This is a genomic window from Paraburkholderia ferrariae NBRC 106233 (assembly GCF_000685035.1).
Classification (GTDB): Bacteria; Pseudomonadota; Gammaproteobacteria; order Burkholderiales; family Burkholderiaceae; genus Paraburkholderia; species Paraburkholderia ferrariae.
The window spans coordinates 149,516-165,958 of record NZ_BAYB01000013.1 but is presented as its reverse complement, the minus strand read 5'-3'; the positions used below and the strand labels follow the sequence as shown (position 1 = coordinate 165,958).

General features: G+C 57.0%; 10 protein-coding genes and 5 pseudogenes. 10 read left to right on the top strand and 5 right to left on the bottom strand.

Annotated elements, in window-relative coordinates; genetic code table 11:
• Window positions 1–142: 142 nt before the first annotated feature.
• Window positions 143–1,450, top strand: coding sequence for an MFS transporter (locus BFE01S_RS38820; RefSeq protein WP_084169929.1), 1,308 nt, complete (start codon window positions 143–145; stop codon window positions 1,448–1,450).
• Between the two features lie 346 nt (window positions 1,451–1,796).
• Window positions 1,797–2,012, top strand: a complete 216-nt coding sequence (locus BFE01S_RS44335) for a hypothetical protein (protein ID WP_156967032.1) — start codon at window positions 1,797–1,799, stop codon at window positions 2,010–2,012.
• Between the two features lie 81 nt (window positions 2,013–2,093).
• Here the strand turns inward: BFE01S_RS44335 and BFE01S_RS43095 are convergent.
• Together BFE01S_RS43095 and BFE01S_RS43090 are read right to left on the bottom strand one after the other, a co-directional pair.
• Window positions 2,094–2,562 (bottom strand): annotated as a pseudogene (locus BFE01S_RS43095) (DDE-type integrase/transposase/recombinase); the annotation flags it as partial.
• A 58-nt stretch (window positions 2,563–2,620) separates the two neighbouring features.
• A pseudogene (locus tag BFE01S_RS43090) lies at window positions 2,621–2,863 on the bottom strand (IS3 family transposase); the annotation flags it as partial.
• 510 nt (window positions 2,864–3,373) lie between these two features.
• On the opposite strand from BFE01S_RS43090, the gene BFE01S_RS44330 reads away from it, so the two are divergent.
• The 5 genes from BFE01S_RS44330 to BFE01S_RS15945 all read left to right on the top strand — a co-directional run bounded on the left by BFE01S_RS44330 (window position 3,374) and on the right by BFE01S_RS15945 (window position 10,095).
• Complete coding sequence (locus BFE01S_RS44330) at window positions 3,374–4,183, top strand: hypothetical protein (RefSeq protein WP_156967031.1); 810 nt, start codon at window positions 3,374–3,376, stop codon at window positions 4,181–4,183.
• An 89-nt stretch (window positions 4,184–4,272) separates the two neighbouring features.
• The gene (locus tag BFE01S_RS38815) at window positions 4,273–6,477 is read left to right on the top strand and encodes a peptidase domain-containing ABC transporter (RefSeq protein ID WP_063834420.1); all 2,205 of its coding nucleotides are present in this window, start codon (window positions 4,273–4,275) and stop codon (window positions 6,475–6,477) included.
• On the top strand, window positions 6,474–7,763 hold the full coding sequence (locus BFE01S_RS15955; RefSeq protein WP_028226388.1) for an HlyD family secretion protein: 1,290 nt from the start codon (window positions 6,474–6,476) through the stop codon (window positions 7,761–7,763). The genes BFE01S_RS38815 and BFE01S_RS15955 overlap by 4 nt, the downstream gene beginning before the upstream one ends.
• A gap of 43 nt (window positions 7,764–7,806) precedes the next feature.
• The gene (locus tag BFE01S_RS38810; protein ID WP_169742636.1) at window positions 7,807–9,120 is read left to right on the top strand and encodes a TolC family protein; all 1,314 of its coding nucleotides are present in this window, start codon (window positions 7,807–7,809) and stop codon (window positions 9,118–9,120) included.
• Between the two features lie 3 nt (window positions 9,121–9,123).
• On the top strand, window positions 9,124–10,095 hold the full coding sequence (locus BFE01S_RS15945) for a TraB/GumN family protein (protein WP_084169924.1): 972 nt from the start codon (window positions 9,124–9,126) through the stop codon (window positions 10,093–10,095).
• Window positions 10,096–10,304: 209 nt separating this feature from the next.
• Here BFE01S_RS15945 and BFE01S_RS43085 read toward each other — a convergent pair.
• Window positions 10,305–10,814 (bottom strand): annotated as a pseudogene (locus BFE01S_RS43085) (Mu transposase domain-containing protein); the annotation flags it as partial.
• Between the two features lie 55 nt (window positions 10,815–10,869).
• On the opposite strand from BFE01S_RS43085, the pseudogene BFE01S_RS43080 reads away from it, so the two are divergent.
• Together BFE01S_RS43080 and BFE01S_RS43075 are read left to right on the top strand one after the other, a co-directional pair.
• Window positions 10,870–11,097 (top strand): annotated as a pseudogene (locus tag BFE01S_RS43080) (transposase); the annotation flags it as partial.
• Window positions 11,084–11,572 (top strand): annotated as a pseudogene (locus BFE01S_RS43075) (aminopeptidase P family N-terminal domain-containing protein); the annotation flags it as partial. The pseudogenes BFE01S_RS43080 and BFE01S_RS43075, both read left to right, overlap by 14 nt.
• Here the strand turns inward: BFE01S_RS43075 and BFE01S_RS45835 are convergent.
• Complete coding sequence (locus tag BFE01S_RS45835) at window positions 11,566–11,931, bottom strand: ATP-binding protein (RefSeq protein WP_245621121.1); 366 nt, start codon at window positions 11,929–11,931, stop codon at window positions 11,566–11,568. The pseudogene BFE01S_RS43075 and the gene BFE01S_RS45835 sit on opposite strands and share 7 nt — an antisense overlap.
• Before the next feature lie 751 nt (window positions 11,932–12,682).
• Between BFE01S_RS45835 and BFE01S_RS15930 the strand changes: the two genes are divergently transcribed.
• Window positions 12,683–13,561, top strand: a complete 879-nt coding sequence (locus BFE01S_RS15930; RefSeq protein ID WP_028226385.1) for an aldo/keto reductase family oxidoreductase — start codon at window positions 12,683–12,685, stop codon at window positions 13,559–13,561.
• Window positions 13,562–14,387: 826 nt separating this feature from the next.
• Here BFE01S_RS15930 and BFE01S_RS15925 read toward each other — a convergent pair.
• Window positions 14,388–16,016, bottom strand: a complete 1,629-nt coding sequence (locus tag BFE01S_RS15925; RefSeq protein ID WP_042337749.1) for an electron transfer flavoprotein-ubiquinone oxidoreductase — start codon at window positions 16,014–16,016, stop codon at window positions 14,388–14,390.
• Window positions 16,017–16,443 lie beyond the last annotated feature (427 nt).

The following is a 16,443-nucleotide window of genomic DNA, read 5'->3' as shown; positions in this document are numbered from 1 at the left end:
GTCGATGTGATGCCGCAACTGGGTCATGCCGATGCAGGCGAGCATCACACGCGCTTAATTTTTCTATCACGTTTGATGATGAATTTCACGCGCGCTTGCATTCTGGACCACGCTCACCGCAACGGTTCGACGGACGGTGAGAATGACGGAAGCACGAGGAGACGAGAGCGCGGTAGTCCGCTACAACGCGCAACACGGCGCGCGCCCCAGTGCATTGCCTTATGAGCACACGGCATCGGCAGGTTCGCCGGACGCACTCGACGCACCGTTGTCGGCCAAACCCATGCAAACGCTCAGCGAATACCGTACGCTCGCAGGTCTCCTGCTCGGCGCAGCGTTTCTTATTCTCGGCAACGGGCTGTTCCAGACGCTGATTCCACTGCGCATCCTGCGTCATGGCGAATCCACGCTCGTGGTCGGCTTCATCCAGTCCTGCTATTACTTGGGTTTTTTACTCGGTGCATTTACCGCGCGACGCCTGATCGACCGGTTCGGTCAGCATCGCGTATTCATTGCGTTCGCCGCGCTTGCTGCGATTCTGACGCAAGCATTCGGAACATTTGAATCGCTGGCGACGCTCGCGCTGATTCGGCTCGCCACGGGCTTCGCGTTCATGGGCTTGTTTTCGTCCATCGAAAGCTGGATTCAGGGCACGGCTTCGAATGCCAATAGAGGTCGCATATTCGGCACCTATACGACCATCAATTACTTTTCGCTATGCATGGGCCAACTGATGCTGAATATCGGCAGCCCTGGCGGAACGGCGGGATTTGGTCTTGCTTCGGCACTTTTCGCCGCGGCGATCATTCCCGTGTCGCTGCTATCGGGTTGGCCAAAAATGGCGGATGGCGACCCGGTCAACCCAATGCGCGCGCACAACTGGATCGAAGTCTTGCGAGCGTTGACCGGGGCAACGTCGCTTGCGGTTCCGGGCTGCATTCTCACGGGATTTCTCTACAGCAGTTTTTATTCGTTGATGCCAGTGTTTCTTGTGCACGTTGGGTTTGCCAGGTCGGATCTTTCGCTATTCATGGGCGTGTGCCTGCTCGGTGCATTGTTTACCCAGCGGCCCATGGGGCGGCTTTCCGACCGTTATGCGCGGCGTGAGCTGGTCTATCGCATAGCGTTGCTTTCGGCGGCGCTGAGCGTGGCACTCATGCTGTTTCAGGAAGGCGCGTTTCTCTGGATTGGCGCAATTGCCTATGTCGCGGTGACGTTCACGCAGTATGGACTTGTCGCGGGCGACACCAACGACCGTATCGATCCTCACTATCGTGTTGCGATTTCTTCTCTGTTGCTGGTGCTATTCTCGGTGGGCGGCATGACAGGGCCTCCCATCGCATCTGTGCTCATGACTGTGATGGGTGCAAAGGGCATATTCGCTTTCAACGCGCTATCGTGCCTGTTGCTGGCATGGGCGACGAAAAGCGGCAGAAAGGCAATAGGCTAGGCATTCCCACCAGGAGAGGATTTGCGGAAGACGCGTGGACGCACACTCGGTGAGGTTATGGGGGGCGACCCACAGTTTTTCATACAAAGAATTGTTGTCCCACATAACAACGGTAGCGGCTAAGTTTTAAAGTGCGAATGTCGTTCTTCGACTTTATATAGCCACCGCGATCGGCAAACGCGAAGGTCTCACGCGTGCCATCGGGGCGGACCGCTGTAACCGAAACTACATGGCGTTCTGTTCCGAGGAAGCTGTTTGGGACGGAATACGGAAGACAGGCGACACCCATCTTCAAAGACTGACAGAGCGAATGCGCCCGCGCTGCCCTGCGACGCGCTTATTCTTCATGATCGCACTCACCGTTATGACTGTGTCCGTAGCTATGCCGGTGATGATCGCCGCTCAGCAGCCAGACGCTCGCAAGATTGACCCGCAGTCCAGGCACCGCGATCGGAATCATCCTGAGCGAAGTGCATGGGCACAGGCGCGAAAAGAGGTGAAGCATGCGTACTCGACCAGCAGCGCGATCATGGCGAGCACGATGGTGCTGATAAAACCGTGAAGTCGCCCAGCCTGCCCGTACTGAATACGAACAGGTTGTCGCTTGGGTGAACCGCTCCGGGAATCGTGGAGGTTGGTTGGCTTAAGTTGATGCGGGTTCAGCGGTAGCTGTTTCAAGTTGCCGATAGTAGTTTGCCCCAGCTTCGGCGGACGGGATATAGCCGAGCGGTTCCATCAACCGACGATGATTGAACTAGGCCACCCACTCCAGCGTTGCCAGTTCAACGGATTCCCGAGTTTTCCAGGTGCAGCGATGAATCAATTCAGCCTTGTATAAGCCGTTGATCGTTTCAGCCAGGGCGTTGTCAAACTGTCGCCCCGGCTGCCGACCGACGGTTCGATGCCCGCTTCAGCTAACCTTTCGCTGTAGCGAATGCTGACGTATTGGGACCCTCTGTCCGATGGTGTATCAAGGTTCCGTCGTCGCCCGGGTGCCGCGCGTAAAGCGCCTGTTCAAGTGCATCCAGAACGAACTCCGTAGTCATGGAGGTGCTGACGCGCTAGCCGACAATACGGCGAGCGAACACGTCGATCACGAAGGCCACGTATAGCTGTTAGCGCCAATGTAAAACTGACCCACCGGGGGTGCGGCAAAAATCTTGGACTTGTTTATGCCGCAAGTCCGAGGCTCTCTCGGTATTCGATGGGACTGAGTGAGCCAAGCGAGATCTTGATTGGTTTTCCGTTATACCAGTAGATGTAGGAATCAACTACCTCAATGAATTGCTCAATGGTTGTAGCCTTCCAGTCCCGTGGATAGAACAGCTCCGTTTTCAGCTGCCCGAAGAAGCCTTTGCAGGCCGCATTGTCGGGTGAGCACCCTTTGCGCGACATCGAGCGAATCAGCTTAGCAACCTACTTGCTGGCTATGGCACCAAATTTCAAATCGGTTTCGCCTGAACACTTACTGCCAGAGAATTAGAAACCGTGTTTCACACCAATGGTTCTCTGTATGTGCTTTTCGGTGGAAATCTCACATGCGTTTTAATTTGCCGGATTTTTCTGCCGTTGACCGGGCGAGTTTCAGAAATGAAACGTTTTCTGACTTGGATATGCATGATGGATTTTAATTTTTCAAAATACAGCATTTGTGTAAGAAATAGAAAGACATTTGCAATGAGTGATTTATTTCTATTTTTGTTGCTTTAATTGGATAACATTCCCATATAGTGGCTGTGTAAAGTCAGGCATTCCTTCGCAAACCTTGTCAAGCCTTACAAAGCTATCGTCTGCTTTGTAGGGGTGATTTAAGAGGGTGGAGGTGATTGGTCTGGTTGGATATTCTCCTAATGCGGTGCCGGAAGTTGTTTGTGAATTTACCCAAGGTGTATCACGACATGCTTTATCAAAACGGAGAAGGTCATGCGTGAATTATCTGTAGTGGAGCTTGATTTTGTCGGAGGCGGTGCAGCTACTGTAAGCAGCGCCAGTTCAGCCAGTAGCACTTCCACTGGTTCGAGTAGCTCAAGCAGCAGTAGCAGTACACCGTTGAGCACAACGTTGGGCCCCTTGAACCAGGCGTTAGGAGCTGGGGCAGGTGGCATCGCTGGTGGCATCACTCAAAGTGTGACGAAAAGTTCTGCGACCAGCATAATGGTAAATGGTGTTGTGTCTTCTGCAACGACTGCGGCGCTTGGCGTTGCAGAGGATGCCGGCCAGAGTCTGGTGAACTCCATGACTTCCAGTAGCAGCAGTAGTGGCTCGTCATCAAACACGGTGCAAACCGGTACGGTTATCACCACGCCGACCCAGAACACGGGTTCGGATGCCTCCCCTTCCTACGACTCATCACCCGCCTACGAGTCGACGATCACTTCGTCGTCAACTTCAACGGATAGCGACACCTCGTCGACTACGACGTCATCCACAACCACGACGGAGCCGAGTGTTAGCGAAACCTCGGACACGGACAATACGACGACCTCCAGCGATGTAACGACGGCTGATAATGGGAACGGAGATTCGTCGTCAATGCCCGTGGACAGTGGCAATACCTCGGTTGATACCACGACTGTGTCGTCTGGCGATCAGACGACGACAGATATGGCTGAGCAGGCGGCGAGCTCGTCGCAGGACGACCCAAGCGATTCGGATGGAGACTATGCAGTAAATAGTGACGCAGGCTCCGATACCGACTCGGACACCAGTGACGACGAGACTGCATTGGCCTGAGCGACCGAGAAATATTGCGGTTGAACAACGATAACGGGTACCTGATGCGAGGCTGACAAAGCCTCGTATTTATGCGTCGGGGAATGCGCATGGCGACGGTGTATACGCTTCAGTTCGGATTCAGACGGCGCGTGCCGGTAGTCCTGCAAAGTGAGGCGGCCGAGTGCGGGCTTGCGTGTCTTGTCATGATCGCCGCGTATCATGGACATCAGACGGACCTGCGAACCCTGCGTGCGGCATATGCCGTCTCGCTGAAGGGCGCGACACTTCGACAGCTAATGGATGTTGCAAAAGGGCTACAGCTCTCGGCGCGGCCTTTGAGGCTCGATATCGATGAGATGTCGCATCTCCAGATGCCCTGCATCTTGCATTGGGACCTGAATCACTTCGTGGTCCTCGAGGCCGTGAAAGGAGATTTGGTTGAGATTTGTGACCCGGCATTTGGTCGCCGTATCGTTACGCGCAAGGAGCTGAATGACGCGTTCACCGGCGTTGCGCTAGAACTTACCCCCGATTTTGACTTCAAACGGCAGAACGCCCCACGTCGCGTCAAGATACGGACTTTGACCGGACGCATTATAGGTCTGGGAAAATCGCTCGGGCAGATATTTCTGCTGGCGCTTGTCATCGAAGTGTTTTCACTCGCCACACCGTTTTTCAATGAATGGGTCGTGGACGATGCGATAGCGAGTGCCGATGTGGGACTACTGGCCACCCTCTCGGCGGGGTTCGGCTTGTTATGGTTGTTGCAAACGTTGGTTGAAATTTTGCGCGCATGGGCGGTCCTTTACATGGGGACCACGCTGAACGTGCAATGGTTGACGCGAACGTTCTCCCATCTTGTGCGTTTGCCGTTGTCGTTCTTTGAACGACGGCACCTAGGCGACATCATCATGCGCGCGTCGAGCGTTAACAACATACAGGGGACACTGACGACCAGCTTTGTGGAGGCGATTCTTGACGGGTTGATGTCGATTGGCACCTTGGTCATGATGCTCGTCTTCAATCCGAAGCTGTCACTTATCACGGTAGCCGCGCTCGTCCTGTATATCGTGCTGCGAATCGGCCTTTTTGCGTCGTTACAGTTCGCCACCGAAAGCCAGATTATTTTCGATTCCAAACAGCAGAGTCACCTGATAGAGACCATTCGTGGGATTCAAAGCGTACGGCTCTTCGACAAAGGTACAACACGGATGACCGGATGGTTGAACCTCATTGTTCGTCAAAAAAATGCGGCACTGAGAACGCAGCGACTCCTGCTCATATTTCATAGCTTCAATGCCTTGATTTTTCGGGCTGAACGCCTACTGGTCTTCGCATTCGGGGCAATGGCAGTAATAGACAAGGAGATTACGCTTGGGATGCTGCTTGCGTTTGTTGCCTACCGTGAACAGTTTACAACTCGGGCTGGCAGCCTTGTCGACAAGTTCTATGAACTAAGGATATTGGGTATCCAGACCCGGCGGCTTGCCGATATTGTGCTGGAAAAGCCCGAGGAAGACCGCCCTGTGGCACCGGTATCATTGGAGGAGGTTGAACCCAGCATCCGGTTGAGTTCCGTTTCGTATCGGTACGGAACAGGCGAGAAACCGGCGGTGGTGGGCGCCTCGCTCCATATCCGGCCAGGTGAACATGTCGCTATTACGGGAGTCAGTGGTTGCGGGAAGACGACCCTGCTCAAACTCCTGACAGGGCTGTTGACGCCAACGGGTGGCGCGGTCTTCGTGGGCAACATTGCCCTGAAGCATGTCGGTATTTCTAGATACCGGCAAATGTTCGGGGCTGTCATGCAGGAGGATCAGCTATTTGCCGGGACGATTGCAGAGAACATCAGCTTCTTTGACGATGATATGGACATGGGTTGGGTTCGGGAGTGTGCGGACAAGGCGGCGCTCCTGAAAGACCTTGCGACCTTCCCGATGGGTTTCAATACGCTCGTGGGCGACATGGGTTCGGCGCTTTCCGGTGGGCAAAAGCAGCGGGTGTTGCTGGCCCGCGCGTTGTACAAGCGCCCCCAAATCCTCTTTCTTGACGAAGCGACCAGTCATCTTGATTCACAAAACGAATCCATCGTCAACGATGCCATTAAGGCGCTCAATATTACGCGGTTGGTCATCGCACACCGGGAGGAGACGATACGAGCGGCGGACCGGGTTCTGCGGATGGCACGCGACGCCAAAGGAAACACCACATTTACGCCAGTGACGTTTCCCTCAACGCTGGGAACATCTGCGGTGGTGGTTCCTGTTGTGCATGCGGTCAATAGTCCGTCCTCCGTTGCAGGTGGTACATGAAAACGGACGACGAGCGGTCGACTGAAAGGGACCTGTTCCGCTCGGAGGTGTACGCAGCGCAACTGGAGCATACCCAGGGCACCATCGTGCTGGCGCGGCCACCGGGGGTGTGGGCTTATACCGCGACAGCCGGGATCGCGGCGCTTGCGCTAGTTGCGTTCGCCATCTTGGGCACGTACACGAGGCGAGAAACAGTGTCAGGTAATGTGGCCTCGGACCTTGCTGTCGCCAAGGTGTACCCGCAAGTAGAAGGGACCGTCGTCAAGCGGCTGGTGACTGAAGGAGAGCTTGTTCGTGTAGGGCAACCGCTCTTTATCCTGTCGACCGAAACCAATCGACCTTCCGAGGGCGGGGCGGAGAGTGCCATTGCGCAGCAGCTTGCATTGCGTGTAGACGAGTTGCAGGGCGAAAGGGTTCGAAAGGAAGCTATCTACACCGAGTCCTACCGGACATTGAAAGAGAAGGTCCGAACGCTTGGAGAGTCGCTGGAGCAAGCCCGTGCGGCAGCGAAACTTCAGGCCATGAAAGTGCAAGTCGATGAGCGCAATGTCGGCAGACTTCGGCAACTGGCAGCAGAAGGATTTATCCCCCAGACGCAGCTGGACGACAAGGAAGCTGAACTGCTTGACGAGAAGGGCAAGCTGGCGACTGACTCCCGAAATGCTGTCGACGTCTCCACCGCGCTAGACGAAGCGAGAAGTGACTTCCAGAACGCACCGCTCGATGAGAAGAACCAGCTCTCGCAACTTGACCGGCAAATTTCCGAGCTCAAGGAGCAAGGTATTTCAAATGATGTCCATCGACAGGTGGCGGTCAACTCCCAGATTGACGGGATTGCGACGACACCATTGACCGACGCGGGCGACGTGGTCTCGCCTGCGACGCTTCTGACGAGTATCGAGCCCCAGGGAGCCCGCATGGAGGCCTATCTGTACGTACCCAGTCGAGCGATCGGATTTATCAGGGTGGGTACGCCAGTGAATATGCGATATGACGCGTTTCCATACCAGAAATTTGGTCAGTACGGTGGGCACGTGACCGAAGTGTCCCGCACAGCATTGGCGCCGGGGCTTTTGCAGGAGCTGGGTGAAGCACATGAGGGACTTTACCGCGTAACGGTAGCACTGGATGCTCAAAGCGTCCACGCCAACGGGGAAGATTTGAGGCTACAGGATGGCATGAAGCTTGACGCGGATTTGATGCTCGAGACGAGAAAAATCTATGAATGGATGCTCGAACCACTTTATTCGCTCACGGGCCGGTATGAAACCCAGGATACGCACTAACGCGGGGGGCGGGAGAATTCGGCGCAGGATAAGTACGGCTCTGTTGGGTCTGGCGATGCTTGGTATCGGCGTAACAGCCCGCTCATCGGACCTGCAAAGCCTGTATCAGTCAGCGATTGGCTACGACCCAACGGTGCAAGGGGCGGCCGCGTTCTTACGTGCGGAAGAGATGAAGTACCCGGAAGCCCGGTCACGCTGGTTGCCGTCTGTTAGAGCATCCGGTAGCGCAATTAACGGTCACGTTGACCAGGAGAACGCTCTTTTCCCGAACTACCGGACAGATGGCTTTACATTTAGTCTGTCCCAGACAATATTTGACTGGGGTGCATTCCAGGACCTCAGAGACAGCAATCTTGAGGTCGAACAGGCCCGCATTATCTACGCGAAGAGTCAGAGCAACCTGATTCTTCGCTTGTGTGATGCCTATTTTTCTGTACTGAGTGCGCAGGAGGACAGAAAAGCAGCCGGAGAACACCTGGCTGCTTTACAGGAGCAGGAGAAAGTAGCTAGGGAGAATTTCAGGCTCGGCAACGGCACCGTGGTCGATGTTCAGGATGCCGAGGCAAGCGTTGCGGCAGCCCAGGCGGACGAAGTCGATATGGTCAATGCGCTACAGGAGCGCGAAGCGCAACTTGCAAGCATTGTCGGGAGGCCTCTCGGGGAACTCGCAGGTTTGACGGCTAGCCAGGCGTTGCCCGGCTTGTTCCCGGCCGAAGCGTCGGCATGGGCTGCCCTTGCCCGAGACAACAGTTTTGATGCCAGAATCCAGCAGCTTGAGGTGGCTCGGGCGCATACACGCACGTTGAAGACGCGCTACGCCACCTTGCCGACAGTGACGGCCATTGCGTCGTTCAGCCGGGGCAACGCCAATTATATCAACGGACAGGACAATTTCATCACCGGCGGGCCAGCGGCATCTTCCGCCCGGATTGGGATTCAAATTACGATTCCGCTCTTTGATGGATTGTCCAGCCAAAGCTTGACGCGCGAGAACCTTGCCCTGGAAGACAAGGCGGAAGACGACCTGGGGGTGGCACGTCAGAATGCAGCGCAACAGGCTCAGCAGGCCTACCTCGGGTACGAAGGGGGACGCACCCGGGTCGCAGCGCTCCAGCAAGCTGTGCGCTCGGCGCAGTCATCCGTGGAATTTAACATCAAGGCCTATCGAAAAGGCGTACGGCTGAATTCCGACGTGCTAGCTGCGGAGGACCGCTTGTACTCCCAGCAGCGGAACTACTATGAGGCTCGTATTACAGCGTTGATGTGGGGTGTGCGTCTGAAGGATGTGACGGGAGAGCTTGATGAGCAGGATATCGAGCAATTGAACAGCTTGCTGGATGCGCAACAAGGAGAATGAGAGATGCGTGCACGAAATAAAGGCGGGCACGTCATGGTTCGCATAGGCTGCCTCGTGGTTTGCGCGCTCGGTATGTTAGGAGCACAGGCTTCTGAAGGAATATTCTGGGAGGCCAGCGCGCCAGGGCGGCCTCTTTTGCTCTTGATGCCAACCGTGCATGTTCTACCCGACCCGGCTGAGGATATCGATGCGGTCCTGGCCCAGGCGTTGACGCGAGTTAACTCTGTCGTAATTGAATCGCCGGTTTCCGGCGTCAGTAAAGCGGAGAAGGCTGCGATCCTGCAGCAGGAGATGTATCCCCTGACAGACAGTCTGGAGAACTATGTCGGATTAGAGAATCTTGATGCATTGCACGCGTGCGCGGATAAAGCACAGCTTCCTTATAACGTCTTCACTCGTTTTAAACCGTGGGCGATGACGCTGCTTGTCATGCATCGCGTGAAAACTCCGCCCGCTTATGTGGGTTTTGAGGAGCGGATAACTCAGGCGGCGCTAGCCACGCACAGGAATTTTTCAACGCTCATTACTGCGGAGGAAAACGGCAAGTACCTTGGCGCCGTGCCGGAGCGCCTCCAGATTGTGGGGTTGCTGCAAGCCTGCAAGAGATTTGACCGGCCCGTGGACAATGACCTCATACGAGATATTGCAAAGGACTGGAGGCAGGCCGATATCAATGAACTTGCGGTGGATATCGAACGGCCGATGGAGCCGGGCGATGTCCCTCAACTGAAGCAGGCAAGTGATTTGATGTACGCCCTGGGGACATCGCTTTTCATGTCAGCCCTGATGAGTGATCGTATCCAGTCGATGAAAGGGCCAATCCTTGTCGCTGTTGGGGCCGCGCATCTGATTGGAGCGTCTTCGATGTTACCTTTGCTCGAACACGAGGGCTATCGGGTCCAGCGGGTTAACCTGGAAAAGCTCCCCGTGATACCAGATTCGGTAAGTGTCGGGTCTACAGGCGATGCTTACTGACTGACGATGCGGAAACCTGGGGGCAAACAGAGGTGGCGACGCTTGTTCGGACAGTTTTTTGAGATTGGTGAGATGGTCAGCCCGATCCTCGCGCAGTGGGCTACGTGATCACCCGTTTCGGTCCCGTGATCGCTCATTCCGGCATCATGATCACGTCCGCCGGAATACGCATTGAATGGCCCATCGGCATCGGGCGCGGCGTTGAAGGGCACCCACAGCGTTTTGCCAACCAGAGCGAACGGCACCGAGTAGAGCGCCTTGTGATGCTGGATGTGAGCGCCACGATGAACGGTGACCGTGGACCATGCTGCGAGCACCGGCGGCACATCGGGCAACGCCGTCAGCAGCAGCTTCTCGATGGCGAAGCGCGCGAGCGGCTGTTTGCGTGTCGTGTTCACGAACGCTGGCTTCCTGCATGATTCATTCGCGCAGTTGCCGATTGGCATCCGGCAGATCACGAAACGCGCGCAGCGGCATGAAGGACTTCTGGACGTATTTGACGCCCGATTCAACGACGCCCTTCTTCTGCGGGTCGTGCCGGGGGACAGGCATTGATCCTGAAGCTATATCCTTCAGCGAGGCCCGCGTAGGAGCGCTGGACCTCGGGGGCGTACGTGCATACCCTGGGGATCGCGCATTTCGCGTTGTCGATGATGATTCGCCCCGGGGCTGCCGCCAAATCACTCGAAGGCGCGCCGATGGCAGGCCAGCCACGCCTCTCGAGCCAAGTGTTCGCGCGTCGCGGCTTACCTTGCATCGGTCCACACGAAGCACCGGCGCCACCTGAAGCAGCGCGGAATCACGGCTCGTATCGCCCGAAAAGGGGTAGAAAGCAAGGAGCGACTTGGACGACATCGCTGGGTCGTCGAGCGCACGCATGCCTGGTTTGCCGGCTTCGGCAAACTGCGCATTCGCTTCGAGCGTCGTCTCGACATTCATATTGCGTTGCTCTCTCTCGCTGCTGCTGTCATCTGTTCCCGCTTCGTGGATGACTTGTGTTAGCCACTCTAAGGCCCGCCTGTGCTTGCGTACTGATGTCGACCTCTTGGCGGTGGTCTGGGCTGAGCGTCCGGCAGGACCTCCGAATACCGTCTACGTCCACGACACTCCGTTTGCGACTCGAGACCGCATTGAAAAGCTTGCTGCCCTGCGCGCCGCCATGTTGGATAAGGGAACGCAGTGGCACTTGATTTCTACGCTCGATGACCTCGGGTGGCTGCTGAACCTTCGCGGTTCTGATGTCAATTACAACCCGGTTTTCGTCGCCCACGCCCTGGTTGGACTGCAGAGCGTGATGCTTTTCATCGACGACGTCAAAGTCCCACCCGACATCCGCAAAGGGCTTGAGTCGGATGGGGTTTATGTTGTCCCGTATGATGGCGCGAGGCTCGGGCTCTCGGCCTTAGCCCCTGACGCGGCACTTCTGGTAGACCCGGCCCGAGTCACATACGAGTTCGTCCGGGCCGTGCCTCAATGCGTCAAGGTCGTGGAAGGAGTCAATCCAACCACGCTGTTCAAGTCGCGAAAGAGCCCAGCCGACGCAGACCACATCTGCGTCCTGTCCCTGCCAATCAAATCCACATCCTCAATAACGATGATGCAGGGCTGGAGTAGCTTTGCAAGGTTGACATACTCATCGAGCGCCGCGACCTGTCCAGCCGTGATGAGCAGCGTCGTGTGATGCTCTAGATTGGACGCGAGGTAACGAATGATGTGTGTCTTTCCGGTTCCAGGCGGGCCGTAAAGCAGGATTCCCTTCTGTTGGGAGTGACCGAGCTTCGCAAGTGCTGCCCTGTTCTTCGCGAACTGGAAGATGTGAAGGTCAAGCGCTTCCATCGTGGCGGGTGAAAGAATCACCTCTTTGCGCCGGACCGTGTTCAGGCGATGTACTGTGACGCCTTTGGTCTGCCCGATGTAGGTCTCTTTGTCCTCAAACGAGAGCACCTTCCCCCGATAGAGTTTGGTCTTCAAAAGTGTTTGCTCGATGGTCTCGAACGCGCGGTTCACGAACGCCGCGCTCTCCGATGACGGAGAAAACGCAATTTCGACATTAAGGGTGCGAGGACCTCGCACAGGTTCGAAGCGCGTGAAAAGAACGGCTGCACGAAGATTCGACTGGTCGTCTACCAGCCAGGGAGCGTTATCCAGCCCTTCGACCGGCTCGTCTTCACCTACGTCGATAGATTCGTAGCGCACTGGCGTCAGAGCGAAGTCCGCCGACACTGAGCCTCGCGGTTCGACAAAGAGACCGGAGATTCGCGCAGGCATGAAGCTTTCGTGTGCTCGATTGATACCGAGAAGGCGCGTTTGGTACGCCTTGAAGTATTCAAGCAATGCTGCTTGGACCTCCGTCCGAATGTAGCTCGGGAACACTCGCAAAGCGGAGGAAAGTTCTTCAGTTGGCATGTCTCCAAAGTGTTCTTTGACGGCCTCGGGAACAATGCAAGCCGATGTGATTACATGCGAGTTTCCCGTTTGACCGTCATGTAATTGTGCAAAATTTCGAACGCCCCGTGCAAATTTATCCCGATTATCCAACAGCGCGGGGAAGTTCATACTGAGGCGATCCCTTTCCTAGGAGAACGCCATGAATCAACCGTCCACCCCTAAGAGTACCTTCGAGTTCGCCGGCCGCGCCGTTAACCGCCTGGGCTACGGCGCCATGCAGCTAGCCGGCCCCGGCGTATTCGGGCCGCCGAAGGACCGCGCGGCAGCCGTGGCCGTGCTGCGCGAGGCGCTCGCGCTCGGTGTGAACCATCTCGACACGAGCGACTTCTACGGCCCGCACGTGACGAACCAGATCATCCGCGAGGCGCTCCATCCCTATGCCGACGATCTCACGATCGTCACGAAGGTGGGCGCGGTACGCGACGGCACGGGCGCCTGGCTGCCCGCGCTGGAGCCTGCCGATATCGAGCGCGCCGTGCACGACAACCTGCGCAATCTGGGGCTCGACGCGCTCGACGTGGTCAATCTGCGCATCATGGGCGACGTCCACAAGCCCGCCGAAGGCCCCGTCGAAAGGCAAATGGAAGCGCTCGCCGCGCTGCGCGAGCGCGGGCTCGTGCACCATATTGGCATCTCCAACGCGACGGCGAAGCAGATCAACGATGCAGAAAAGATCGCGCCGATAGTCTGTGTCCAGAATCACTACAACCTCGTGCACCGTGACGACGATGCGGTGATCGATGCGCTGGCGGAACGCGGTATCGCGTATGTGCCGTTTTTTCCCCTAGGCGGTTTCACGCCAATTCAGTCCACAGCGCTGTCAGATATTGCAAGATCACTCGACGCCACGCCGATAGCCGTCGCGCTCGCGTGGCTGCTGCACCGGGCGCCAAATATTCTTTTGATTCCGGGGACATCGTCGCTGGCGCACCTGCGCGAGAACATGACAGCGCAGACGCTCGACCTCTCCGGTGAGGTGCTAGCGCAACTGGACGCGATTGGCAAAATGCAGAAGTGAGCGGATAGGCGGAGGCACTGGACCGGCGCCCGCGCGCGGGGAACCGCACAGTAGCCGCTGCTCACCGGCCTCCTGTGTCCTCTCCAACTGATGCCTCCGTACCGAAGCCGCCAACGAGGGGCGCGCGAGTAGCACGCGAAGAACCGAAAACCAAAAATATGCAGGTTGCATATATTTAGATGAGGTGCACAAAGTCGACCGAAGATTTCATGCAGAACGGGAGGGTGGGACCATTGAAATTTCGAACCAAAGACTTCGAAGCTCGAGAGGTGGTCCACTGAGGTCAGTAAACTAGAAACTAGATTCTTGGAAAAGTCACGTCCTTGACTGGCTCGTTAGAGTCGGTATATTGACCGAGCAGAAAACACAGACTGCTCAACGACCTATAAGCGTGCCGCGTTTGCGTGCTGACATTTGTCAGGTACAAAGCCGCTGGCGCGTCTAACATGACCATGCGCGAAGTCTCCGGGAGTGCTGCGAATGAGCAGCAGGTAATGCGTGAAAACGATTCAGAAGACGACAATTCCACGGAACTCAGAGATCCCGTAAGCGACGATCTACTAATCCCAAGTTTGGCCGCGCTAGTGGTTCGGTTGGCCAGAATGTCGCTGTTCGAGGGCAAGATGGTGTCGGGTAACCGAGCTCGGCGGCAATCGATACGGCGCCGTGTTTCGTAGCCATAGCGGTGGGTGGGAACCGCTGCCGGGCATGGGTTCGCTCGACGAAATGGCCAACGTGGTCGTCACGCGCCTGCCCCCTTATTTGCAGCCCGATGATTATTAAATCTATTTCTGAGGCGGAACACTGGTAGATCCGCCTTGACGTATCACATGTTTGGATAGTTCGGGCCGCCACCACCTTCCGGCGTGACCCACACGATATTCTGCGTCGGGTCCTTGATGTCGCAGGTCTTGCAATGCACGCAGTTCTGCGCGTTGATCTGCAACCGGTCGCTGCCGTCGCCGTTCTTCACGAACTCGTACACGGCAGCGGGGCAGTAGCGCGATTCCGGACCTGCGTACGTCTGCCAGTTGACGTTCACCGGCACGCCCGGATCCTTCAGCGTCAAATGCGTGGGCTGATTCTCTTCGTGATTCGTGTTCGAGATGAACACGGACGATAGACGATCGAAAGTGAGCTTGCCGTCTGGCTTCGGATAGTCGATCGGCTTGCACTGCGACGCCGGCTTCAGCATCTCGTGGTCCCAGTGCTGGTGATGCAGCGTCCACGGCACGTTGCCACCCATCAGCTTCTGCTCGATGCCGACCATCAGCGCGCCCAGATACAGGCCCTTGCTCATCCACTGCTTGAAATTGCGCGCGCGGTGGAGCTCGGTGTGCAGCCACGAGGTCTTGAACGACTCAGGGTAGGCGGTGAGCTCGTCGCCGCTACGGCCGGCCTGTACGGCATCGAATGCGGCGTCGGCGGCCAGCATGCCGGTCTTGATCGCCGCGTGCGAACCCTTGATGCGCGACGCGTTGAGGAAGCCCGCCTCGTCGCCGACGAGCGCGCCGCCCGGGAACACCAGCTTCGGCAGCGACATCAGGCCGCCCGCGGTGATCGCGCGCGCGCCGTACGACACGCGCTTGCCGCCTTCGAGGAACTTGCGGATTTCCGGGTGCGTCTTGTAGCGCTGGAATTCCTCGAATGGCGACAGATACGGATTCTGGTAGCCGAGCCCGACCACGAAGCCGACCATCACCTGGTTGTTGTCGAGGTGATAGAGGAACGAGCCGCCGTAGGTGTCGTTCTCGAGCGGCCAGCCGGCCGTGTGGATCACGAGGCCGGGCTTGTGCTTCTCCGGCGCGATTTCCCACAGCTCCTTGATGCCGATGCCATACACCTGCGGATCGGACCCGTCGCGCAGCTTGAAATGGTCCTGCAGCTGACGGCCCAGATGCCCGCGCGCGCCTTCGCAGAAGAGCGTGTATTTCGCGTGCAGCTCCATCCCGAGCTGGAAGTTTTCGGTGGGCTCGCCGTTCTTGCCGACGCCCATGTTGCCGGTGGCCACGCCCCTGACCGAGCCGTCTTCGTTGTAGAGCACTTCGGCCGCGGGGAAGCCCGGGAAGATCTCGACGCCCAGCGTCTCGGCCTGCTGGCCCAGCCAGCGCGTGACGTTCGCGAGGCTGATCACGTAGTTGCCGTGGTTCTTGAAGTTGTCTGGGAGTGCCCAGTTCGGCACCGCTTTCGCGCCCGCTTCCGTGAGGAACAGGAAGCGGTCTTCGGTCACGTCGACGTTCAGGGGGGCGTCTTTTTCCTTCCAGTCGGGAATCAGTTCGGAGATGGCGCGAGGGTCCATGACCGCGCCCGACAGGATGTGAGCCCCGATCTCCGAGCCTTTTTCCAGTACGCATACGCCGAGTTCGATGCCTTTCTCCGCCGCACGTTGTTTGAGGCGGATGGCCGCGGATAGGCCCGCAGGGCCGCCACCGACAATTACGACGTCGTACTCCATGGAATCGCGCTCGCTAGCGAAATCACCCTCAAGGATAGTTGGGATTGACACCGGACTTCATCTCCATTTGTTGCTTGTAATCTCTCTTGCCCTACGCGATTCTCGCTTCGCGCGTGTTGTGGTGAATATCTGCAGCAGGAGCGTCTCTCGCAAGGCGAACGCCCATCGCAGGACGCTTGCGGTCAGGGGGAAATACGCACCACGACCCGTCGGCATGTCGAAAAAATATGATTGCGACCGCTCCCGACGGACGAGAGATCTCGACACAGACATAACGCAACAGCTTTTCTCTGGAATGGCAGAAATGCCTGACGCGGGCGTGGCCCGCGGCCCCGCTTCCGCACCACTTTTCTACAAGCATATGCAACGATCTCGCTCGGTTACCCATGCGCTACTCCCTACTTTGCTGGCAAGCCCTTAACCGTGC

Excerpts from the sequence above, each read along its gene's own strand:
- BFE01S_RS45835 (WP_245621121.1), bottom strand. The coding sequence starts at position 11,931 with ATGGAAGCGCTTGACCTTCACATCTTCCAGTTCGCGAAGAACAGGGCA.
- BFE01S_RS15955 (WP_028226388.1), top strand. The coding sequence starts at position 6,474 with ATGAAAACGGACGACGAGCGGTCGACTGAAAGGGACCTGTTCCGCTCG.
- BFE01S_RS15945 (WP_084169924.1), top strand. The coding sequence starts at position 9,124 with ATGCGTGCACGAAATAAAGGCGGGCACGTCATGGTTCGCATAGGCTGC.
- BFE01S_RS38820 (WP_084169929.1), top strand. The coding sequence starts at position 143 with ATGACGGAAGCACGAGGAGACGAGAGCGCGGTAGTCCGCTACAACGCG.
- BFE01S_RS15925 (WP_042337749.1), bottom strand. The coding sequence starts at position 16,016 with ATGGAGTACGACGTCGTAATTGTCGGTGGCGGCCCTGCGGGCCTATCC.
- BFE01S_RS15930 (WP_028226385.1), top strand. The coding sequence starts at position 12,683 with ATGAATCAACCGTCCACCCCTAAGAGTACCTTCGAGTTCGCCGGCCGC.
- BFE01S_RS38815 (WP_063834420.1), top strand. The coding sequence starts at position 4,273 with ATGGCGACGGTGTATACGCTTCAGTTCGGATTCAGACGGCGCGTGCCG.
- BFE01S_RS44335 (WP_156967032.1), top strand. The coding sequence starts at position 1,797 with ATGATCGCACTCACCGTTATGACTGTGTCCGTAGCTATGCCGGTGATG.
- BFE01S_RS44330 (WP_156967031.1), top strand. The coding sequence starts at position 3,374 with ATGCGTGAATTATCTGTAGTGGAGCTTGATTTTGTCGGAGGCGGTGCA.